Genomic DNA, 22,896 nt, shown 5'->3' on the forward strand with positions numbered 1-22,896 from the left:
TATGCCTCCTATTGAATGTTGAAGGCAGTAGCAGGAAAACCTCCGCAAGTGACGCAGAGGTTCTCCGTTTGCAGCCTTTTTGTTTGTTATTTTTTCATTGCCTTCACTTCCGTGTCCCATTCAGCATCTGCTTTTTTCAAGTAATCAGCACTGAAATCACCTTTAACTAACCAATCTTGAACAGATTTGTAGAACCAGTTACGGAATTGCGGCGGGATTTGGTTAGCTCCCCAGAAGTTGTTTATTTGAAGTGATTTTTTCACGTTCGGATCCGCCATCATCGTTAGCACTTCTTGCAATTGAGGTGAAGCATCATAGGTCATTTTTTCTTTCGTTGATGGAATGGCACTTGCCACTTTCAGGTATTTCGGGTATTGCTCTTTGCTGAAGAAGAATTTGATGAAATCCGAGATCGCAGCTGTTTTATCTGCATCTTTCGCTGCATTAGCTGACAGAGACCAACCTGCGGGTTGAGCAAGGCCAACTACGTTTACTGCACCTTTTTGATCCGGTACCGGGTACCATCCGAAATCAAATTTCGGATCCGCTTGTGCGATCGTTGGGAACATCCAAGGACCGGAGAACAAGCTTGCTGCTTTGCCTGTTACGAGCATGGAAGCCGTCTGATTATCCGCCGTACTCATGTACCCTTTATCTACATAACCTTTCGTGAACAGATCCGTCATCAGTTGCATCGCTTTCGCTGGACCTGGATCCGTAAAGCTCACTTTACCTTCAGAACGCTTAGCGTTCCAATCCGCATCATTGATGTACACTTCGTCAATCAAGAATTTATTGACCCAGAAGCCCCAGTGGAAAATATCTTTACCGCCAACAACGATGGGGGAAATCCCTTTTGCTTTCAGTTTTTCTTGAGCCGCGAGGAAATCTGCATACGTTTTAGGCTCTTCCGTAATCCCTGCATCCGCGTAAGCTTTCTTGCTATAAATAATCCCTTGGGGTGCAGGCAGCGAGATTGGCGCATTGTATACTTTGCCGTTTACTTGCGGTACGCTTTCAAACAAACCTTGTAGATCTTTAGGAAGTTCAGCCAACTTGCCAGCGTCCGCGAACAATTGGGTATCACGCATTTCGACAAGATCAGGGAATTCGCCAACCGCATCTTTCGTTTTCAAAAAGTCGAGATAAGCCGCTGTCGTCGTTTCACTCAAATCTTTGATTTTAACGTTCGGATTTGCTTTCGTGTAAGCAGCAATGGAATCAACCACAGCTTGTTTGGTCGCTGGATCGCCAGTTGCATAAATGACGCTGAATGTTACGTCTTTCTTCGGAGCCGCTGTCGCTGCAGCTGTGCCAGCCGGAGCGGCGCTTGACGTTGAAGTTGCGGAATCACTGTTGTTACCGCAGCCTGCCAAAATGAGTGCTAAAGCTGTCGATCCGACGAGTATTTTAGAAAAAGTTTTAACCATGGTAGAAAGTAACCTCCCTTTAATATCTAGCTTCTTGTGAACATCTCAAGCTATTTGATTTCTCGACTCATCAGGTGCTGTTCTGTTGCTGATTTAAGACTAACATACGACAAAATCGTTTAGAATGAAGTTTTTTAAGCTTGATATGCATGAATTTAAGAAGGTGTGAACGAAGGCTAGGGAGATCATCGAATATGAAAAACAGCTTCCGCCAACGCTTCAAAAAGAAGCCAAGCAGAAGCTGTTCTCCCCTACAATTAGAATTCCTGACTAGTTACCTTTGATTTGACTCTTATATTCTTGCGGAAGCTTGCCATAACTTTTCTTGAACATATCGCTGAATTGCCTTGGATTATGATAGCCCACCCGCTCTGCAATTTCATAAACGAGCAGATCCGTTTGCAAAAGTAAGCGGACGGCATTTTTCATCCGAATGTTTGTGACGTACTGCTTAAAATTCTCATTCGTGTGCTTCTTAAAGAAGCTGCTAAAATAATATGGATTCATAAACACTTGGGAAGCCATGCTTTCCAGCGTGATATTCTCGCTATAGTGCTCCTCAATGTATTCCTTAATCATCTTCATCTGCTGCGCTTCGCGGCTGCCGCCTGCAGTGTTTACTTGTTCCAGTATGTCCATTATGCGATCAGATATGAAATCGGTGAGATCGCGAAAACGGTAAAATTGATGCATGCGCTGCTGCCAATCTTTCCGCTGCTCCGGCGACACCTGAAGGTCAATCCCGACAGCCGACATCTCCTCCATTAAGTCCGTCAGCATGGTATATACGATTAATACGGCCGATTCTTTGCGACCATTAGCGTTGCTTGCAGCATGATCAAATAAGTTCCCCAACAGCTCCTGCACCTGTTGCTTGTCCTTGGCAATGACCGCTTTCATCACAGCCAACTTGGCATCTGCCAAGAGATGATCTGAGCCGTCACGCCGTTCATTTTGGTACCAGGACAGAATCGTTCCTTCCTTTTCAAAATAGCTATAGTTCATCGTCTCGACAGCCGACATATAGGATTGCCTTAGTTCTTGCAGACTGTGGGCCGGCTTACCGATACATATCGTCACATTAATTTTAAGATAATAGGAAATCTTATCCCGCATTTCGCTCGCGAGATGCTGCAAATTATCCTCTATGCCCAAGTGGTTCACGATAACGCATAAATTTTCGCCTTTTCGAATAACGAGGCCGCTGCCATACTGTTGGATCAACTCATCTGCCAGATTGGATACTGCAAATACTAATAGACGCTTCTCATGCTCGCCCCATCTGCCATCCTGTAGCTGTACATGAGCAAGCTCCACATACAGCACGCTGAAACATGAAGCCGTAAACTGCGTGTTCAAGCTCTGAAGCTTGCGCTGCGCTTCCTCCCACCGAATATCCCCTTGGGTAAGCCGATCAAACAGCTCCTCGAGTTGTGTCTTCTTATCTTTTTGCTCATAAACCGCCAGCTTCCCCTTGGAGGATAGATCCTCATTCGCTTCCTTCAGCTGCGTCATTGCTTTGCTTACTGCCTCGAGCAGCAGGCTTTTCTCAATCGGCTTCACCAAATAATCAACCGCTCCGAAGGCTAATGCATCCTTGGCATAAGAAAACTCCTGATACGCACTGACGAAAATAATTTTCGTATGCAACTGCCGCCGTTGTACTTCCTTCATCACATCGATGCCCGAACCATCTGGCATGCTAATATCGGTGATGACAAGATCAGGCAATTTGTCTTCAATTTGCTCCATAAGACTTTTTCCAGTCAGGGCTTCACCGACGATCGTAATGCCTAGCTCTCCCCATGGAATAAGCTTTTTCAACCCTTTGATAATGATCGGTTCATCATCAGCTAGAATGGCGTTCAACATGGACACTCACCTCTTTCGTTAACGGAATGACTAGACGGACAGTAGTACCAATATGTTGGCTGCTGTTGATCTCAATGCCAAAACCGTGCCCATACAGCCCCACGATGCGTTCATGGACATTAATGAGCCCTATACTGCTCCCTATATCTAGCGAGCTGCCCTTAGCCAACTTTAATCGAACTCGTTCAAGTGTATCTTCGCTCATCCCTACACCATCGTCATCCACCGTCACACTAAGCAGATTATCCGGCAGCTTTTCAATTGAAATACGAATGGTGCCTTTCCCTGACTTTGGCATAATACCATGATAAATGGCATTTTCGACGATCGGCTGCAGGGATAGCTTCGGAATCGCACAGTCCATTAAATCCGCATCGAACCGGAAATCTAAACCTAACCTATGCTCGCCGTACCTGATAACCATCAATTGAAAGTATTGCTCCACATTGGTCTTCTCAGACTTGATTGTAACGGTTTCTTCCCCGTAATCGAGTACATACTTGAGTTGATGGGATAATGACAAAATCATATCACCCACCTCATTCGCATCTTCCGCAACAGCGCTCATCCGAATCACTTCCAAGGTATTGTACAAATAATGCGGCCTGATCTGGCTTTTTAATGCATTCAGCTCCGCTTGCTTCTGTTTAATCTGCGCAACATACACGACGTCAATGTATTCCTTCAGCCGTCCCACCATTTTGTTAAAGCCGTGGGAAAGAAGCCCCAACTCATCTGCTGTCTTCACCGTCACCTTGGTATCGAAATTACCGGACTCCACCTTCGACATTTCCCGGGTAATGCTGCGAATTGGATTGGAGAAGCGATTCGAGAACCAAACCGCAACCACAATTAACGAAACGATACAAAGACCAATGACGATCGTAATCGTCCGTAAGAGCTGTTCGACCTTGAGGAACATTTCTTTTTTATAAAACTCACCGATAATTTTAATATTATTCTCTGCTGTAGCCTGTTGTAGATGCAAGAAATCGTCCGACGTATTCGCATGGAAAACAGTACCGATTCGTTCAGGTTGATTACTGTAAAGGATAATTCCCTGATCATCTACCACGTAGACGGTATCTTGTTTATTCAGGACCATTTGTTTAAAAATTTCAGTAAACGCATCAAGCCCTACGTCCATGTAAAAGGTACCAACAATATCACCTTCTACCTTGGACGAGCCCAGTACATCCGTAAGGTTGCGTCCAAACGTCATCACTGGATCCGTGGCCCCAAGAAAATAATCCTGCTTGTGGGTCGGAAAAAAGCTGAGTCCGTTACGGTTGAGCTTCGTCTGCTCTTTCCATTCGACCTTTGGATATGCATATTGGTAATCCAGAGCAACATTGTTCTTAGATAGGCTTTCAAAAGTCCCGTTTGGCAGAACAAAAAAGACACTTTGCAGATTACGTTCTGTATATAACACCGTTTGCAAGAAATCGTTAATAGTCATCGTCAATCGGATATCTTTTTCCTTGCTTTGCGCTGCAACTGCTTGTCCCAACTGACCATAGAGACCGCCAACTCCGTAGGAGTACATGAGTTTTGAAATATTGTTGTATTTGACGAACATATCGTCCACATTTCGGCTGGCAAACAGTAACATTTGCTCATAGTTATTCGTCGCATAACGCTCCATGAAGCCGCTGAACGTCTGCAGAGAAATATAACTAAGAATGAGCAGCGGGATAAGACCTACCGAAATGAAAGAGAGTGTAAATTTGGCAAAAATGCTTTTGTGCATCCGAAAAGGGTTCGATGCCATCTGTGAGCCGCCTCATGCTTTCGTTATAGAATAAGTCCATTTTAACAGAATTCACACACGAAACGAGCGATGATATTGCATGTGGAAGTGCACTTTTTTAAGATATAAGAAACAACGCCATCCTTATGGATGTCGTTGTCAAGAAGCCGCACTTATTTGGGGACCTGATCAACAGGAAAATAAACGGAATATGTCTCATCCTTAATTTCATATAGAGGGATAAAACGTATACCCACGTCCTGTCCTTTCGTTCGATAATAGCCCACATTCCACCAGCTGTGATTTCTTTCCCGATCTGCTACGAGCATAGTCTCTGGCAACGCAGAGTTACCATATAATCGATGTTCACGTTCAATTAACCCTGCCAAAACAATCGGGCCATCCATAAAAGCTACCATATTTTCTGCGCCAGGAAGTGGCTCGGTTGTTAATGATTTAGGAAACTCAATTTGTATGGTATCCCCATTACTCCATGTTTTACGAATTCCAATGAACGATTGAGGCCTTACTGGATTTGTAAGTTGGACGCCATTCACGTAAATAATGGGCTCATTGCTTACCCATCTTGGGACTCTAAGTTTTAATGTAAATTCAACATCCTTGTCACAAGTAATCGTCAAACTATACGTAAATCGATCAGGGCGATGTACAGGGATTGGTGGCATATCAATTTTGGTTATGGCCGTCATTCCCGTTACATTCCAGTTATTCAAAGGATAGACACCATATTGCCCGTCCTGCTTAAGATGAATGGTAATTGGACTATCGTTTAGACTTAGATTAACTTCGGCTGGCAGCCACTGGCACACAGCCACTCCATCCTTATCCTCCATGAAAATCTGCTGCACATAAGAGGCATTCGCTTGAACAAGCGTACCGTGGCAGCACCAAAAATGCTGTGTAGGGGTGCCCCACTTCTTATGACTCCCCGCGCCGACACCTAGAAAATACGAAATCATGCCTGTTTCTCCATGCTGGTGAGCAAGAACTCCGTTATAGAATCTTCTCTCCCAGTAGTCCGCATATTGTGGTTCTCCTGTCCATCTGAGCAGCACATGGGCAAGTCTCATCATGTTGTAATTCACACAATGTTCCTGTCCAACTCCCATCCTTTCCGCCATCTGACCGGGAGGCACCCATAATTCACCGTCATCTCCAGCCCCCGTACAATAATATCCTCTATTCGTAACCGCGCATGCCCAGAACGCCTCCACAACCTCCCGAAAACGTTCTTCTCCCGTTACTTCCCACGCCCTAGCAGCTCCCAAAATTTCAGGAATCTGCGTATTGGCATGCTTATTCGTCAATACCTCTTGTCCTGATAACAAGGCGTCAAAAAAACGGCGGCGATCGTACCGATGGATTAATGCGAGATGTGTTTCATCCTGTGTTATACCATATAGGTCTGCCCAGACCTCCAACATGCCACCTGTTTCTAAATCAAGGAGGTCATCCATTTGTTCTCGGCTAAACAGCCCCGTCCAGCGGTAAAACCAAGAAGCTAAACCACGCATTAAATCGAGCGCTTGTTTATTTTGAACAATTGCATACATGTCGTATAGCCCCATCAAAAGTTTATGAATCGTATAATGCGGTGCCCAGACATACTTTCCTTTGGCTATTCTATTCATGTAAGACTCTGGGAACGCAGCAAGCCATTCTCCCCCATTCGCCTCCTGACAACGCGCCAATTCTTGGACGATGTGATCCGCTTTAGCTCTAACCAGCAAATCTTCGGTTTGCGCATAAATGCGGGCTGCTGCAGACAGCCAATGCCCCATCATATGTCCCCTCAACTCACAAGTCGGTGATTCCCAGCCCCAATGCCAATGTTCGGGTCCGTCCATGCTCGTCGTAGTCGCGCTTGTGGTCCCCCCATTTCCACTGTAACTCCACAAACCTGCCTCCAGATAGAAATTACGAAGTAGATTTTCATTCGTTAAGCTTATGACATACTTTTTATTTAGCTCAAAACGAGCCGCAAGCGGACCCGCCGACAGTTTAACTCGTCCTACCTGATAATCCATCATTTTAGTTATATGCAATGGGATACCTCCATTTTTTTGTATCTTAAGAATATTTTAAACCCCAATAGGTATTGAGAAGAATGCATAAAACATTATTTTACATATACTTTCTTTGGGTATATTCTAAGTACAAGCAATGTAAGGGGGCATGCAAGATGGATCCGTTCGTTTATTTAACTGGTGATCGGTTTCCCATGATCAGGGATATTGGATGGAATCAAGTTGACGAGGTGTATACGCATCACGATCGCCTATTAGACTTTGATATATTCGTATTTGTGACCAAGGGGAGCATGCAGGTCGTTGAGGAAACAGTGGAGTATATCATTCATGAGAAGGAACACTTGTTTTTGAAAAAAGGACTTCATCATTGGGGGCGCCCTGAAACTTTGCCAGGAACATCTTGGTATTGGATTCACTTCAATTCACCTGTAGATGACTACTCTTCCTATAAAGATCAATCCCCTCTACCCGAAATCGACTTCTTTTATCCTGATCACTATGCCTACCGATTCCCTCTGCCAAAGCATGGAACTTCGCCTTTTCATCGAACCTTAGAAAACAGATTACATCTGTTAGTGGAGGATTTTGGAAAACCCAAGGAACATGGTATGGTCCAACTAAGCATTCAAGTGTATCAGATGTTTCTGGAACTTCACAAAGCAACAAAGGAACATAGCCAATCTACAAAAAATTCAGGCAAAGGCGAAGCTGTCGCTGGGCGAGTGATGGCTTTTCTTAAACAGCATATCGACGAGGACTTTGACTCTACCCAACTAAGCAGCCATCTGAATTTAAACTATAGTTACGTATCAGCAACCTTTAAAACTCAAACAGGACTAAGCATTATTGAAGCTCATACGAAATTAAGAATTAACAAAGCGATTGACTGGATGCGAAACACTTCTCTCAATGTATCTGAGATTAGTGAGCGATTAGGCTACAGGAATCCTTACTATTTCAGCCGTGTCTTTAAAAAAGTAATAGGGGAATCTCCTTCTTCGTATATGAGTAATTTCTACAAGAATAAGAGTATGAAGATACTGCTAAACCGTTAAACTGCATCATATTAAAATAAATGGCCCTACGATTTCTCGTAAGGCCATCAAGTACTGGTATTCTTTAAAAAGTAGTGTTTTTGCTCAGTATATCTGCGAATATAGAAAAGAAGGCAATTGCAATAATAGCATATAATACAATAAAAATAAGAGCCATCAATAAGCTCGCTTTGGCGTAATTAGATTTATTTTTGTTTGCACTGTCACCAAATGCCCAAATAAATAACATGACGATATTGACGATTGGGATCATCAAAATTAAGCTAGTAATTAGCCAATTTTTCACCGTCATAACCTTTTCTCTTTGATCTAGCCCAAAGCTTGTTGTTTCCATCGACATTTTAAAACTCCCCCTTAACCATCTTTATATATAATTACCATTCCTTAGTATATCTGAAAAGGCCCATTTGTAAAGGGATATTTTAACAAATACAACTCCTAGTTAAGGTTGATGAGTTGGACCAAAGATAGAAAGAGCGGTAGCCTTGGACGAGAAAATAATGTCCTTTGACTGCCGCTGTTTTAGTAAGTATCATTCGCTGAACATTCAGATGAGCGTGAAATATTTCCAGTCCTCCCACAATTCCTTGGTTGTTCAGCGTGTGTAACCGGATGTGACCAATAAGGGTATGTTTTTCATTTCATAGATTTTTTGGAGAGTATGGGTACAGCGATTCGGGATATATGTGCATCCTCCGAAAAATGCTGGACTTACAAACTAGCCCACATAATTGGCAACTTTACAGAACCAGACCATGTGCCCAGAACCCGGCCCCCAGTAATCTTGCACAGTAGTGTAAGGCTGACCGAATTTATTTAGCCATTTAGCTTGAGCATGCCGGTAACCACTATCCAGACAAAAACTATCAATTCCTTGTTCAGCCAATTTGTTAGCCATCGCTCTAATTAGAGCGGAGCCGATTCCCCGCCCCTGATATTCTGGCAACACATACAAGCTGCCCAGTTCACCAACATTCTTTAGTCGACCGTCGGTGCATTTGATAATATCATCATTGCAGGGCCCAAATGAAATGACGCCGACAATATTATCGTCCATACGGGCAACAAGAAATCGGACCGCTTCGCCCACTGTATACAAAGCATCGTGCAGCATACGTCTCTTGCCTTCGATCTCTCGCGCGATCACTTCTGTGAGCGCTACCAATCCTTCCTGCTCAAAGGCGTTGGGAATAGATCGCCTGAATACCTGGTAAGCTAGATCCATATCAGACAACGCTAATTCATTGATTTCGATCACTTTGTTCATTTCATCTCCCTCCTCAATAGCTTTTTTATTATCTTATTTGTAATTATCCCATTTTCCTCCCGTTAGCGTTACCCATTATTTGAATACAGAACCTCTACGTCTTCAGAAATGATTTCAAGAGAAGCATCGTCATCGTCACGCCAGTTTGCAAAGAGAAACTTACGATAAGGCCCGCTCTTACTCATCTCACTGATTGCATAAAGCATCATTCCGAGTGGTCTGTTGGAATTAACGGTTTGCACTCCAGTGAACTTTATTAATATTGCACCTCCTTCATAACCTTTTAAAGTTACCGAGAGGATATTGTCCTCCCAGTAAATACACTCGATTTTACTATCATGTATCCTAAAATCACCTATGTAAGTTAGAAACTGATCTTCTTCAGTATTCATCAATTTAATCCTCGTTTCTTTATTCTGATTGTTTATTTAGGAGTTATCTGCGTTTAGTCCTTTCTCCTCCAGACTCCGCCGGGACAAGGAACAAACCCACAATCTGAGTAAAACGTAGTATGTTTAGAATCGTAAGTCAATGTTACAATCTCTAACCCAAAACGTTCCGCCTCTTGAAGTAATTTCTTTACTAAAGCTTGACCTATCCCTTTTCTCTGATGTTGAGGATGCACAATAATATCTTCCATATATCCGTGCTGCAATCCCATTCCAGCAATATAACCAAATGCTATTAGTTCATTCTTCTCATCCCTAAGTCCGGCCCAGAAATTGCAGCGTTCAAATAAAATGGGATAATCAGAATGCCTACCATCCCAACCCACTAGCTCTCTTAAAGTTGGCACTTCATGGTGCTCTAACGATAAATTAATGACTATCTCTTGATTCAATTGACCATCTCTCCTTTGCAATTCATTGTTGTTAAGAAGCAATTGTTGGCGCAATGCTGCCCGTTATTTCAACAAAAAAGGAACAGTTGCCGGTCCGAGGCAATCTGCTCCATTTTGAACCAACAACCATTAACCTTTATTTTCACTGTCCTTCTTCATGCCTTTATAGAGGCTTATCGGCAGCCCAATTATTAAGAAAATTAATGTCGGGATCATTAACCATAATATTGCGCCTCCTTTTGCAGGCTAAACCAAAAACCATTTTTTATCAGCATATGGCACAATAAAAAAGAACAAGTATAATGCAACCAACAAAGATACACATAATACAAGAAAATTTAATTTGTGGTTTAATACAATCGACTTAATTCTACTAGTTAAAAAGATATCAGAAACCTCCAATGCTCCTAAGAGTAATCTCTCAAAAGTGTAGACTGTCGACTTTAACTAAATCTAACCCATGCACCCTTGCCACGAATCAAGGTATCTTTAAATCAATAAGCTTGTTATTCTCATCCCATATAACTTGTCCGCCGAAAGATTCAGTGATAAAACGCAATGGAACAAGTGTAGAGTCATTTTTAATTAATGGAGCTTGATCTAGGAGCACTTTTTCATCGTTGATAAATGCCGTTTCTGAATCGACCGAAAGCCTCACCGTTACATTTCCTCTTGTTGCTGAAATAGTCTGTGTAGTGCTCTCCCATTGAATGGTTGCTCCGAGCGACTCAAATATTTTTCGAAGCGGTACCATAGTGGTTCCATTAATTATGTCTGGATATTGTTGAAAAGATAATATTTCCCCATTCAACCTTACTTTAATAATTGAGGGTATGCCCACTTTAATGGGTTCATCAAAACTCCATCCTCCTGGGCCTACTTGCCCCACCTGATTGAACCCCCAAGCCCAAGCGTTACTATTATTATCTAATGCTACCGTTTGTGTGCCGTCATAATAATAACGGTTTCCACTAATTTGAATTATGGAATTGATTTTAGAATTAAGCGTTAATTCCGACACATCCTTGTAAGTGCCATTGCCGATTTGACCTAGATTATTCTTTCCAAGCCCCCAAATGGATCCATCTTCCTTCAAAATGATTATAGAATGATCCGCGTAATTCATCTGAGAGGAAAGCAGTATCGTCTTTACGTCAGAGAGAGTGGGTACTAGCTCCGGAATAGAATGAATAAAAGATTGATTCTGACCATTCAATTTAAATATATCTGGCCCCCATTGAAAGACAGATCCCTCCTCGGTTATAGCAGCACTTGAACCTCTTCCAAGAGTCATAATTTCTTTAACCTTGCTCGTTATTTTAACTTGTACAGGAAGATAACTTCCTTTATCTCTTCCACCTGTCCCAAGGGAACCATCTTCATTCAGCCCCCATGCCCACACCGTTCCATCTTTTTTAAGTGCTAGGCTGTGATTTATACCTGCTGCAACTTGAATGACATCACTTAGACCACTCACCTGAGCTGCGGTCGAATGGATTGTACGAGAATCCCCACTTCCAATCTGTCCAACCATATTACTTCCCCATGCCCAGACCGTTCCATCCTTTTTTAAGGCGAGAACATGAGATGCTCCTGCAGAAACAGCGACAACATCGTTTACATTTTTCACCTGTACCGGTTTGGTTTCATCATATTTTAACCACCTTGCTTGCAGGTCTATTGGAGATAATTCCATGTTCTCTTGATTGCCCAATTGTCCTGTGTGACCATGTCCCCATGACCAAACGGTTCCATCTTTTTTTACAACAATTGCAAAGTTGGTCCCTGCGGAGATAGAAGTGACATCTGTTAATTCTGAAATCCTCTGTGGTTTCGCTCGATAGTTTATTGAAAATTGACCGTTACCGGTTGTTCCATCTGCTAACTGTCCATATGTATTATCCCCCCAAGCCCAAACCGTTCCATCCTTAAGTAATGCTAGATTATAACAATCACCCGAGGATATCTGGCGTATATCGCCTTTATCTGTTTCTGCATAGGTTATATCTGTTAGAAAGCAACTTGCAAAAATAATAACGGAAAAAGAAACAGTAAATAATTTTGCTGTTATTTTATTAACCTGAACCACAATTCTTCCTCCTATGATTTCTGCCCTACTTGAATCAACCCTTAAGCTCTTTAATCGATGTATAAAATCCCAGAATATCTGAATCAATTGGCAAGCCAGATACTTGCCCATCCCCAATTTCAATTATTATCCATTCTCCAGAATCTGTTTTTCCGATGTCCATCGTAAAAAAGTTACTTTCCATATTCTGAGCAAGATGATTGAAAATCGTTAAATCAGGTTTCTCATCATCGTAATGAATATCTTCCCAATAATCGAATTGAAAAAGAAATTGTTTTTGGTAATAAAACAATCTATATTCCTTTGAGAGTGGCATCCGACTCTTGGAATGGATAGATATTTTTTCAAGATTCACGAACTCTCTAAGTACTATGCCTTCATTAAGGTGTTCACCTTGTCGATTAATGAAATTCTTGATGACAGTGGTTGCATGATTTCTATCCGAAGCATTCGGTATGAAAAAAGATTCGTTCCATTCGTGTTTCCTAGATTTCACATAGTCCTTTATGATAATTGGCTTGCTCCCAAACTCAGACAGATTCCTATAGATTTGATCAAAATCATTCTTCATGTTTTCAATATGAATCCAATTGCTATAAGGAGTATAGTCTTTAATCTTTTCATAGGAATTGGGAAACCAGTGACCATTCTTATATGCATCAGGATTGTTAAAAAAATCAGAAGCATACAGACTCGACCCCCATATTGGATTTAATCTTGCACTTGCAGAATTTTCAACTAACGTTACATTTGCATACTTCCCTAAATGTTTTACATATTCGTGAATCAGATAAGACTATCCTCCCAGTTAGTTTAATCCCATAGCCATAATAAAAAATCAAAAACCGGAACCCCAACGGAGTCCCGGCCCTCAGCCTATCCAACCTCAATCATTCGCCCATCCCAAAAATACACAACCCGCTTCACCTTTGGAATAAGAGTCCAGAGTCCCAGATTGCCGCTGCTTTATTTACCCCACAATCAAAGCGTACACAATACCGGGTCCGTGAACCCCAATGGTCAGGTCATTCTCGATATCAGCCGAACGACTTGGTCCAGAGATGAAATGAATACCCGCAGGCAGGCTCTCATTTCCCGCACGATCGAAGTGAACCAATGTTTCTCCTAAACGTGTTTTCAGTCTTTCCACCGGAATAATAGCCATCAATACTGTAGGGAGCAAACTAACCGATCTTCCTTTGTCCCGAGATGACAGGACTGTCATGGAGCCTGTATACGCTGTAGCGTAGTCCGCCATCACAATACCAAAATCCGCTTCAGCGGCGCGGGCTTTCCAGTGAGTCTCCGGCTCACGGTTCCAAACCGATACGTTAGTGCCTTTTAGCACTTCTTCCAAATCAAGAGCATCAAGCTCCGATTGGTTTTGCCGGATGATATATTTAGCGCTCATTTCCTTTGCTTTATTCACTATGAATTGTTTAACATCTTCCATGGAAGATAAACGAGCGACATGTCCGCCAGCAGCTTGGAAATTTTCCGTAAATTTCTCAATTCTCTCTTCAAGAGGCCACTCGAAGGCTTGCCAGAAATCAGGTGCCCCTCGGTAAGGCTGAGCCGGTTTCTCAGTCACCCGTGCTCTACCAAGCTTGCTAGCGACGCCATTTATAAATGATTTCTGTTTCGCACGTGACTCCGCTTCAAGCTGATCTAACCATTCCTGATGCGTATCAGCCATGTTCATGCCCTCCTCCGGTTTTTCTTTCCTTGACAATGGCTTCCATTCGTTGGCGCACTTCCGGATCCAACTCCTTCAGCCCTTGGCGCAGTTCCGCCTCCAATGTCCCCCACCCCTCGCGGAACGATTTTTCAGGCAGACTAGGCGTTACCCGATACGAATTCCAGCCTTTAAGCGGACCCAGCTTCGTACGGATCTCTCCATTACGGACGACAAGTTTTTGGCCGATCTTACCGAGCTTCAGCACACCTTTGAAACGGCCCGAATTGCCCATAACCGCCGAGAAGCCTTTCATACCAACCGCTTCAAGCTTATTGCCATGACCGCTCTCCACTTTACGCCGCCGTAAAGAAACAAGCATATCGTGCAGAGGGATTTTGACAGGGCACGCTTCGTAGCAGGCCCCGCATAAGCTGGAGGCATTCGCAATATCGTCCCACTCGGCCACGTTTTTCTTTAAAGCAGGAGTCAATACGGCGCCGATCGGGCCGCTGTACGTGCCCCCGTATGCATGGCCCCCGATATGACGGTACACCGGACAAGCGTTCAAGCAAGCGCCGCAGCGGATACAGTTCAGCAACTCTTGAAATTCGGGATCTCCCAGCTGCAAAGAACGTCCGTTATCGACGATAATGATGTGCATTTCCTCAGGACCATCGGCATCATGTTCTCTTCGCGGACCTGTAATCCCTGACATGTACACCGTCAGCTTCTGACCTGTCGCCGAACGCGGTAGAAGCGTTGCCATGACTTCCAAATCAGTCCAGGAAGGAATAATACGCTCCATACCCATTAGCGTAATTTGCGTCTTAGGAACTGTCGTTACCATCCGGGCGTTACCTTCATTCTCGAACAGCACCATGGACCCGGTCTCGGCAATCGCGAAGTTGCAGCCTGTCATCCCGATTTCGGTTTCAAGAAACTTCTCCCTCAGCTTCTTACGAACAAAACCTGCTAGAATCGAAGTATCCGGAGGCAGCGTCTCTCCCGCTTCTTTGGAGAGCAAATCCGCAATTTGGTATCTGTTCTTATGAATGGCCGGAATGATAATATGGGAAGGCGTTTCTCCCGCGAGTTGAATGATATACTCACCTAAATCCGACTCGATAGCTTCTATCCCGATAGATTCAAGCGCGTGATTTAGATGAAGCTCTTCGGTTACCATTGACTTTGATTTTACAACCGACTTTGCAGATTTACGTTCCGCAATCGCCAGAGCAATTTTCACCGCATCAGCCGATGTATCAGCGAAATGGACATGAACTCCATTAGCACGAGCGTTATCCGCAAACAAATTTAAATAATAATCCAGATGAGCAATCGTGTGCAGCCGGATTTGTCGACCTCTTTCTCTCCACTCATCCCAATTGCCATGTTCTTCAGCAGCTTTCTTCTTACCTCCGCGCAGACGCTCAGTCGTGAAGCGCACAGCATTGCGCAAAAACTCATCGTTAAGCGCCAGATCCGCACGTTCTTTAACGCTCGAAGCAGCAGAATTAGTCGTACTCAAGCCCGATTCACTCCTTCATGCAGCAGCTCTGCCAAGTGCATCACTTTAACGGGTTCATTTCGAAAGCGCAGGTTGCCAGCGATATTCATTAAGCATGCCATATCGAGACCGACGAGAACTTCCGCTTCCGTTTCTCTCACATGATTCACTTTCTCTGAGACCATAGCTCCTGAAATGTCGGCCATCTTTACAGCAAAAGTCCCGCCGAACCCGCAGCAATCTTCAGCAAAAGGAAGCGGAACAAATTGTAAACCTTGGACGTTTTTCAGTAATTCCAACGGCTCATCTTTGACACCAAGAAGCCTGCTTCCGTGGCAGGATGGATGATAGGTGACTTTATGAGGAAACACCGCCCCCAGATCAGTAACCCCCAACACCTGCACAAGGAACTGAGTAAACTCATAAGTTTTTCTCTGAAGCTCTATCGCTTTCTCCAAATTAACAGGATCATCTTGAAAGAGATTCGGATAGTGATGAATCATGTAGGTGCATGAACCCGAAGGAGAGATAACAAAATCGCTATCTTCAAATGCTTTGAGAATGGTTTTGGCTGTTATGCGTGCTTCATCCCAATACCCGCTGTTATAAGCCGGTTGACCGCAGCAAGTTTGAACGTTTGGAAACTCCAACTGAACCCCATAGTTGGCTAAAAGCCGCACCATCGCTTCTCCTACTCGGGGATAAATGGCATCGCTAAGACAAGTAATAAATAATGATACTTTCATGGTGCACCTCTCATCTTTATGAACTATATCTCTATCAGATTGTCAGATATGTAAAGTAAAAGAACCTCAACGATCGAGGTTCTTACTATTTATTCTACTATTTCTCAGCAACCATCGTATTGGTTAACGAACCCAATTTTTCAATCTCTATGGTTACAACATCTCCCGGTTTTAAATAGAACTGCTTCTCCTTCGGATAACCTAACACAACGCCGGCAGGCGTTCCTGTTAGGATAATGTCACCTGGAAGCAAGGTCATGTGTTGAGAGATGTAGCTGACAATCTCGTTGCAATAAAAAATCATATCGGATGTATGGGAATGCTGTCTAACCTCACCGTTGACGATACAGCGAATATCCAGATTGTTCGGATCTCCTACTTCATCTGCGGTAACAAGGAATGGTCCTAACGGGCTGAAGCCATCGCATGATTTACCAAGCAGCCATTGCTGCGTTCTCATTTGCAAATCTCGCGCGGACAAGTCATTCACATTGCAATAGCCGAATACTTGATCTAATGCATGCTCCTTCTCCACATATTTAGCTTTTTTACCCATCACAATCACAAGCTCTGCTTCGTAATCAACTTGCGACGACACTTTCTCCGGCAGTGGAACTTCAGCACCATGTCCAGTTAACGTGTTCGAAAATTTATTAAAAAGAATCGGATACTCCGGAATCGGCGCATTGGTTTCTTCAGCATGCTTGCGATAGTTAAGCCCTACACAAATGATTTTGCTTGGGTTCGTCACACAGGGTCCATATTGAATGTGAGTCTCATCCAGCAAATATGCTTCTCCCTCTGAGCCTGCTTCCATCACGAGGTTCACAAGACGCTGCAGCTGCGCAACCGCCGCCGTTCCGCCTTCTATGACAGCATGTAGCGTGGTTGACAAGCTGCTCATTTGGTCCGAAGCCATTCCTTCGATGGCTGCGGCGACATCCAAAATGCCCTTTTCCGTTTTAATACCAAGCTTAAATTGGCCGTTGTCGTTAAATGTCAGTAGTTTCATTCGTAAATATTCTCCTCCATCTAGCTATTGTTAGGCGTTCTTGCCGAAAACAACACCACCGTCAATGTAGAGCGGAGAACCCATCATAAACTTGGAATCATCAGATGCCAAGAACAATGCCGCCTTAGCAACATCCTCTGACTTGCCCAGTTCACCGCTGAGCTGGCGTTGTTTTAAGGATTCGATGGCAGCTGTAGGATCGTCATAGGAAGTCTTCAAATAGTTCTCTACGAACGGTGTAAAGATCGTACCCGGCAGAAGCGCATTCACCCGGATGTTGTAGGCTGCATAATCAACCTGCATCGATTTGGTTAAAGCAAGTACGGCTCCCTTCGTTGCAGCATAAGAAACTCTGCGCGCAAGTCCAATTTCCGCTACGCACGAGGACATGTTGATAATTGAGCCTGCTTTACGCTCCATCATGTAGGGCAACACATATTTCGAAGGCAGGAACACGCCTTTTACGTTAATGCTCATAATCCGGTCCCAAGCTTCCGGCTCAATTTCATGCACAGCTCCGACGCCACTGATTCCGGCATTGTTAAACAGAACGTCGATGCGTCCAAATTCAGCAATAGCCGCTTCCACCATCGTCTTGACGTGCTCAGAATTTGTTACATCCGCGTGGAGAAATAGCGCTTCGCCACCCTTGTCCTTAATTTCGCTCACGGTTTCTTTGCCCTTGATTTCATCCAAGTCGTTCACGATAACCGTCGCGCCTTCTTGTGCAAAAAGCAAAGCCGTGCTTTTCCCGATACCTGACCCAGCTCCCGTGATTAAAGCTATCTTATCTTGTAATCGCATACGTCCACTCCTCTATGATTCAGCTTGAATGCCATAAAATTTTGCAGCTGTTCCGCCTAATATGGCAGCTCTTTCATCTTCCGAATAATCGGCAATTGCCTGATTGGTTTGCTCCCAGACTTTCTCAAAGTCCCCCGCCAAGTTGGCTACTGGCCAATCGCTTCCAAACATAAGGCGATCCGCCCCAAAATGCGTTAACGCATAGTCGATATAGGGTCTCAAATCTTCTGAGTTCCACGTATGCCAATCCGCTGCCGTATTCAAGCCAGATACCTTGGCATACACGTTCGGGTACTGAGCCGCAGCAGCAAATTGGTCCGCCCATGCTCCCATTTGCTTTTCCTTGATCGGTGGTTTGGCGAAGTGGTCTATGACCATTCTAAGATCCGGTATTTGCTCAGCCAAATAAGGGATATGTTTCAAATGATTCGGGAACACCCCCACGATATCGAAGGTCAAGCCGAAAGAAGAGAGAATCTGGAGTCCCTCCATCACCGAATCACGGATGACCCAATCTGGATCCTTCTCTTCGTGAATCAGATGGCGAACCCCTTTGAAGTAAGGATTGGCGGCATATGCCTGCAGCTTTTTATCCGCCACTTTCGGAATGTTCAAAGGTACCCAGCCAACAACCGCGCCTACCCATTCTCTTTCGGCGGCTACCTTTAACATATATTCGGTATCCTCATAAGAGTTCATAGCTTGCACGATGACCGTTTTGTTAATACCCGCCTTGCGAATCAGTGGTTCCAACTCATCCGCTTCAATGCTGCGGCATATCGATCCGTAAGACGGATCCAACCAAGGGTAGGCAACCTTCTCCAAATTCCAGAAATGCTGATGGGCGTCTATGATCATGGGCGGAAGCTCCTTTGTTTGAACTTATCTCACTCGGTACTCTAAGCAAAACGATTCTCTTCGGGATCTTCCATATCATAGCCAAAGGCATCAAGCGCCGGCCATAGCTCAGAGGCAATCGGGTAATTCGCGAGTTCCAACGTTTGGGCTATCCGTTCCGGTTTACTCATGCCGACGACCGTACTTGCGATTCGCGGGTCGCGAAGTGAAAATTGAAGGGCGGCTGCGGCAAGCGGAACATCGTATTCCAAGCAAACCTTGGCGAAATTACGCGCTCTTTCTAATAAGAGTGGCGGGGCCTCGCTATAGGCATAACGTGCGTATGCTTCCGGACCTTTAGCGAGTATGCCGCTGCCATAAGGAGCAGCGTTAATAACCGCAACGCCCATACGACTCGCAACATCAAGCAAAGGTTCGGCAGCCCGGTTGAGCAGCGTATATCGATTGTGGGTTTCAACGCTACTAAACGCTCCCGTTTCGACATAACGAATGAGCATATCGATCGGTCCACCGGATATCCCGATGTGATCGATGACCCCCTGCTCTTGAAACTTTTGCAGTACTTCTAACGGTCCGCCGGGTCCCATCACATTCTCGAAGGTGGTATGTTCAGGATCGTGGATGTAAACGTATTGCAGACGATCAAGTCCTAGTCGTTCGAGGCTTCCTTCAATGGAACGTTTAATCTGTTCGCCGCTAAAGTCGCCGGTCTTAAGGTCCCGGTCGGCTTTGGTGGCCAACACGTAACCTGCGGGAAGACCACCATTCGCATGAATGGCCTTACCGATTCGCCGTTCGCTCTCGCCTTCGCCGTAAGCCGCAGCCGTATCCAGAAAGTTGATTGGGCTTTCGAAGGCTGTGCGCAACGTCATTAATGCTTGTTCCTCCGACGTGCTGTATTGAAAGGTTTCCGGCATATCTCCAAGCGGAGCGGCTCCAAAACATAGCGGAGATATGAGTAAGCCCGTACTGCCAAGCGGTCTTTTGGATAATAATGCGTTCGTCATGGCGTATTCCTCGCTTTCTGATATTGTCTGTATTATAACGACACACCCAAAAAGCCTCGTGTCATTTGAAAATCGATATTACCTTGCTGATAGAGACGCGGTACATAAGTATGCTCCAGAATTTCTTTGCTGCGCTCAAGAAGTTGATTCACCCAGCAGCTCGGGTTGCCCTCGAGTACCAAATCGACATCTTGCTTATGGTTAGGCAGATCGGCCTGTTCCCAAGTCACTTGCAGCATGGGGACGAAAGGATGCGCCTGAATCGGACGATCACCGATCAGCGCGATGATTAACTCCACACCTGTGGCGGCGAGTCCTGTAATCGTCTCCACGCCATGCGTTGTTGGCGTCTCCATCACGTGGAAGCCGTGTCGGCGGACGTGTTCCCCATAGGCAATGGACGGCCGAACTGGAGACGAGCCAAATAAAGGCTGACTGAATCCGTCCTCGGTAAGCAATCCGCTGTTCTCGGGAACGACGACCAAGCCTCCGGCCCCGACAATCATCTTGGTTAGCAGCCCCAACTGTTCGATGGCCTCTTTGTTAATGGCACCAGCGCTTACAATCCCGATGCGCAGCCCTTCCAGACCGACCGTCACCTTCTCCGCAGGTTCGGCAGCAGCCAATTGATCGGCGAACCAGGACTCGACCTTTTCGCTCACCTTGGCAATTCCCCCGTCGAGCTGGATGCTGGCATAACCAAGTCGGCTCGCATCGACACCCATCACATCCATCTGATGGCGCATGTAGTCGTTATGCGTTTTCTCGCAGCCATGTTCCAGCAGCAAGCAATGCTCCACCATCGGATGCGTAATATAGCCGATCATCGTACGGGAAAACAGGGATTCAGCCGGCCCCCCCGAGGTGCCGCAGCCTTCCGTGTGCGCCAAGGTGACAAAGCGCGAGACCTCAGGCTTCCCTGCTCCTTGCTCGTTCAAGCGCCGTGTGATCATACCCGCTACCTGTCCGGCACAAAGACTGGTCGGCACGATCAAGCCGATATGATCACTGGACTGCCGATTGCGTTGCCGAGTAAAGGAGAATTGGATTGAATTAGCCGTCGTTACAGCACCATCTTTAATGGCGATCGGATCTCCTGTCGGTACAGGAGTGTGAAGCAGCGTCTCCAGCTGACTCACATCGTTCTGCTGCCAGTTGCGCCAAATTTGTACTTGGGCATGGCCTGCCTTCTCGCCGACGCTTCGCTGACCGGAGGCAATTTGGATCGCCAACTCGAATACCTCTTGGCCCAGCTCATCCATCGACTTGCCTTCCAGATACTGCCCCGCGTTCACATCCATATCGTTCGACAGCAATTGGAAGCGGCGAGTTGTCGTGACCACCTTGACCGTAGGTACATACGGGAAGTTGGTGATTGAACCATTTCCTGTTGTAAAAAAGATCATGTTGCAGCCTGCGGCTATTTGTCCAGCGATGCTCTCCAGGTCATTTCCAGGGCTATCCATGAAATAGTAACCGCCATCCTTCATGAGCTCCCCGTACTCCGTTGCATAGTCGATCCGTGTTGTCGGGTCTTTCTTCATGGCAGCGCCTATAGATTTGAGATAAATATTGTACAATCCACGGTACATGTTGCCGCCTGACGGGTTTCCTTCCGCACTAGTGCCATGCCAGGACGTACGCTCCTTAAATCGGTTCACAAGCTCCAGAAATTTGCGAGCGGTTTCCACGTTGCGCACTTTCGACAGGACATAAGGCTCCGCGCCAATCAACTCATCCGTTTCGGCTAGACTAGCCGCACCGCCGTAGCGCACCAATTGTTCCGAAACCCAGCCAAGCAGCGGATTCGCGGATACTCCGGAAAATGCGTCCGAACCGCCGCACTGCAAGCCGATTCGCAAGTGGCTGATGGATTCAGGCGTCCGCTGCATCGAGCTAACCGCCTCCAGCCAATCCCGTACAATCGCTTCACCTTTAACCAACTCCTCTTCGAAGCTGCCTGTGAGCGACACGAATTTATGCAGCACTTCATCGATTGGATAGCTATGCTCACGTGCATAAGCCTCAACCATCTTGTTCGTAACCGATTCATTGCCATAATCGACAACCAATACCGCTCCGACGTTCGGGTTGACCATGAAACCTGCAAGCGTCCGCAGCAGCAAGTCTACATTATTCGCCTTCTCTGTGCCGCCTTCCGTGTGAGCGACAGGAACGATACCATCTATATTCGAATCCTTGTTCCATTCGCCTTGCAGACGAGAAGCAAGCTCATTCACGTAGCTCCCCGTGTGCGAGGTGGTACCGAGCAGTACGACGTAGTTCCTGGTGCCAACCCCGCGATCTGCATGGCGGCGATACCCCATGAACGTACGCGTATCCTCATAAGCTGGCGATGCCTGAGCCGGTTGGAAGTTCTCCTCGTCAAGGATATAGGGAGAAACTTGATCAGCAAAATTGGGCTCCGCCGGCACCGCGAATGTTAACTGGCGCACACTAAGCGCTTCCCGTACCGTTTTGTTGATCACATAGTGACCGGGCTGAATCGGCTTAATCGCAACACCGAAAGGCAAATGCCACGAAAGCAGATCTTCGCCAGGAGCAATCGCTTTCACCGCGAATCGATGGCCTTCCATAACCGTATAATCCAAGACGAGGGATTGGCCTTCATACTGAATGACAGTACCGGAGTTCAATTGGTGAATCGCAACGGCGCAGTTATCCCCGGGCAAGGGAAGTCTCGCTACTTCTTCAAATTGGTAAATGACGTCCATCGATGACTGGCTCCTTTAATGAGATTTTCCGAACTTATAGAATAAATTGAGTTTCTTCAAGGTTAGTGTTGCTCACTAATATTGTATCAAGAATATGGCATTTGTTAATTCTTTACCTTTGCAAAAACATACTCTATTTTGATATTCTATAAATAAGAGAAATCACGAAGTGAGCTGATCTGGGGAGGTTCGGA

General features: G+C 45.3%; 19 protein-coding genes. 1 reads left to right on the forward strand and 18 read right to left on the reverse strand.

Going from position 1 to position 22,896, the window contains the following annotated elements:
* Window positions 1-86: 86 nt before the first annotated feature.
* The 4 genes from RQP52_RS13050 to RQP52_RS13065 all read right to left on the reverse strand — a co-directional run bounded on the left by RQP52_RS13050 (window position 87) and on the right by RQP52_RS13065 (window position 7,118).
* Window positions 87-1,430: an ABC transporter substrate-binding protein gene (locus RQP52_RS13050; RefSeq protein WP_315951980.1), complete on the reverse strand. Its 1,344-nt coding sequence runs from the start codon at window positions 1,428-1,430 to the stop codon at window positions 87-89.
* Between the two features lie 270 nt (window positions 1,431-1,700).
* Window positions 1,701-3,302 (reverse strand): response regulator, encoded by a 1,602-nt coding sequence (locus RQP52_RS13055; protein WP_315951982.1) that lies wholly within the window; start codon window positions 3,300-3,302, stop codon window positions 1,701-1,703.
* Window positions 3,280-5,073 (reverse strand): cache domain-containing sensor histidine kinase, encoded by a 1,794-nt coding sequence (locus RQP52_RS13060; protein WP_315951983.1) that lies wholly within the window; start codon window positions 5,071-5,073, stop codon window positions 3,280-3,282. The genes RQP52_RS13055 and RQP52_RS13060 overlap by 23 nt, the downstream gene beginning before the upstream one ends.
* 152 nt (window positions 5,074-5,225) lie before the next feature.
* Complete coding sequence (locus RQP52_RS13065) at window positions 5,226-7,118, reverse strand: beta-L-arabinofuranosidase domain-containing protein (RefSeq protein ID WP_315951985.1); 1,893 nt, start codon at window positions 7,116-7,118, stop codon at window positions 5,226-5,228.
* 137 nt (window positions 7,119-7,255) lie between these two features.
* Here RQP52_RS13065 and RQP52_RS13070 point away from each other — a divergent pair, with 137 nt between their 5' ends.
* Entirely contained in the window at window positions 7,256-8,158 is a 903-nt protein-coding gene (locus tag RQP52_RS13070) for a helix-turn-helix transcriptional regulator (protein WP_315951987.1), read from the forward strand.
* A gap of 64 nt (window positions 8,159-8,222) precedes the next feature.
* Here the strand turns inward: RQP52_RS13070 and RQP52_RS13075 are convergent, their stop codons facing one another.
* From RQP52_RS13075 to RQP52_RS13140, 14 genes are all read right to left on the reverse strand, one after another.
* Window positions 8,223-8,498 carry a hypothetical protein gene (locus RQP52_RS13075; protein ID WP_315951988.1) on the reverse strand — a complete coding sequence of 92 codons (276 nt, stop codon included), beginning with the start codon at window positions 8,496-8,498 and terminating at the stop codon, window positions 8,223-8,225.
* Window positions 8,499-8,876: 378 nt separating this feature from the next.
* On the reverse strand, window positions 8,877-9,425 hold the full coding sequence (locus RQP52_RS13080) for a GNAT family N-acetyltransferase (protein ID WP_315951989.1): 549 nt from the start codon (window positions 9,423-9,425) through the stop codon (window positions 8,877-8,879).
* Between the two features lie 68 nt (window positions 9,426-9,493).
* Entirely contained in the window at window positions 9,494-9,817 is a 324-nt protein-coding gene (locus RQP52_RS13085; RefSeq protein ID WP_315951991.1) for a hypothetical protein, read from the reverse strand.
* A gap of 53 nt (window positions 9,818-9,870) precedes the next feature.
* The gene (locus RQP52_RS13090; protein ID WP_315951993.1) at window positions 9,871-10,266 is read right to left on the reverse strand and encodes a GNAT family N-acetyltransferase; all 396 of its coding nucleotides are present in this window, start codon (window positions 10,264-10,266) and stop codon (window positions 9,871-9,873) included.
* Window positions 10,267-10,744: 478 nt separating this feature from the next.
* Window positions 10,745-12,355 carry an RCC1 domain-containing protein gene (locus RQP52_RS13095; protein ID WP_315951994.1) on the reverse strand — a complete coding sequence of 537 codons (1,611 nt, stop codon included), beginning with the start codon at window positions 12,353-12,355 and terminating at the stop codon, window positions 10,745-10,747.
* A 34-nt stretch (window positions 12,356-12,389) separates the two neighbouring features.
* The gene (locus tag RQP52_RS13100) at window positions 12,390-12,926 is read right to left on the reverse strand and encodes an ATP-grasp domain-containing protein (protein ID WP_315951996.1); all 537 of its coding nucleotides are present in this window, start codon (window positions 12,924-12,926) and stop codon (window positions 12,390-12,392) included.
* A 399-nt stretch (window positions 12,927-13,325) separates the two neighbouring features.
* Window positions 13,326-14,051, reverse strand: coding sequence for a LutC/YkgG family protein (locus RQP52_RS13105; RefSeq protein WP_315951997.1), 726 nt, complete (start codon window positions 14,049-14,051; stop codon window positions 13,326-13,328).
* Complete coding sequence (locus tag RQP52_RS13110) at window positions 14,044-15,561, reverse strand: LutB/LldF family L-lactate oxidation iron-sulfur protein (RefSeq protein WP_315951998.1); 1,518 nt, start codon at window positions 15,559-15,561, stop codon at window positions 14,044-14,046. Before RQP52_RS13110 ends, RQP52_RS13105 begins: the two co-directional genes overlap by 8 nt.
* The gene (locus tag RQP52_RS13115; protein ID WP_315951999.1) at window positions 15,558-16,286 is read right to left on the reverse strand and encodes a (Fe-S)-binding protein; all 729 of its coding nucleotides are present in this window, start codon (window positions 16,284-16,286) and stop codon (window positions 15,558-15,560) included. The genes RQP52_RS13110 and RQP52_RS13115 overlap by 4 nt, the downstream gene beginning before the upstream one ends.
* 97 nt (window positions 16,287-16,383) lie before the next feature.
* On the reverse strand, window positions 16,384-17,298 hold the full coding sequence (locus RQP52_RS13120) for a fumarylacetoacetate hydrolase family protein (protein ID WP_315952000.1): 915 nt from the start codon (window positions 17,296-17,298) through the stop codon (window positions 16,384-16,386).
* Between the two features lie 30 nt (window positions 17,299-17,328).
* Entirely contained in the window at window positions 17,329-18,102 is a 774-nt protein-coding gene (locus RQP52_RS13125; RefSeq protein WP_315952001.1) for an SDR family NAD(P)-dependent oxidoreductase, read from the reverse strand.
* 12 nt (window positions 18,103-18,114) lie between these two features.
* Window positions 18,115-18,960 (reverse strand): amidohydrolase family protein, encoded by an 846-nt coding sequence (locus tag RQP52_RS13130; protein WP_315952002.1) that lies wholly within the window; start codon window positions 18,958-18,960, stop codon window positions 18,115-18,117.
* A 41-nt stretch (window positions 18,961-19,001) separates the two neighbouring features.
* Entirely contained in the window at window positions 19,002-19,967 is a 966-nt protein-coding gene (locus RQP52_RS13135; protein WP_315952003.1) for an aldo/keto reductase, read from the reverse strand.
* 32 nt (window positions 19,968-19,999) lie between these two features.
* Window positions 20,000-22,702 carry a UxaA family hydrolase gene (locus RQP52_RS13140; protein WP_315952004.1) on the reverse strand — a complete coding sequence of 901 codons (2,703 nt, stop codon included), beginning with the start codon at window positions 22,700-22,702 and terminating at the stop codon, window positions 20,000-20,002.
* Window positions 22,703-22,896: the final 194 nt, after the last annotated feature.

The sequence above is a fragment of the Paenibacillus violae genome, from assembly GCF_032461945.1.
In the GTDB taxonomy this organism is placed as follows: domain Bacteria; phylum Bacillota; class Bacilli; order Paenibacillales; family NBRC-103111; genus Paenibacillus_E; species Paenibacillus_E violae.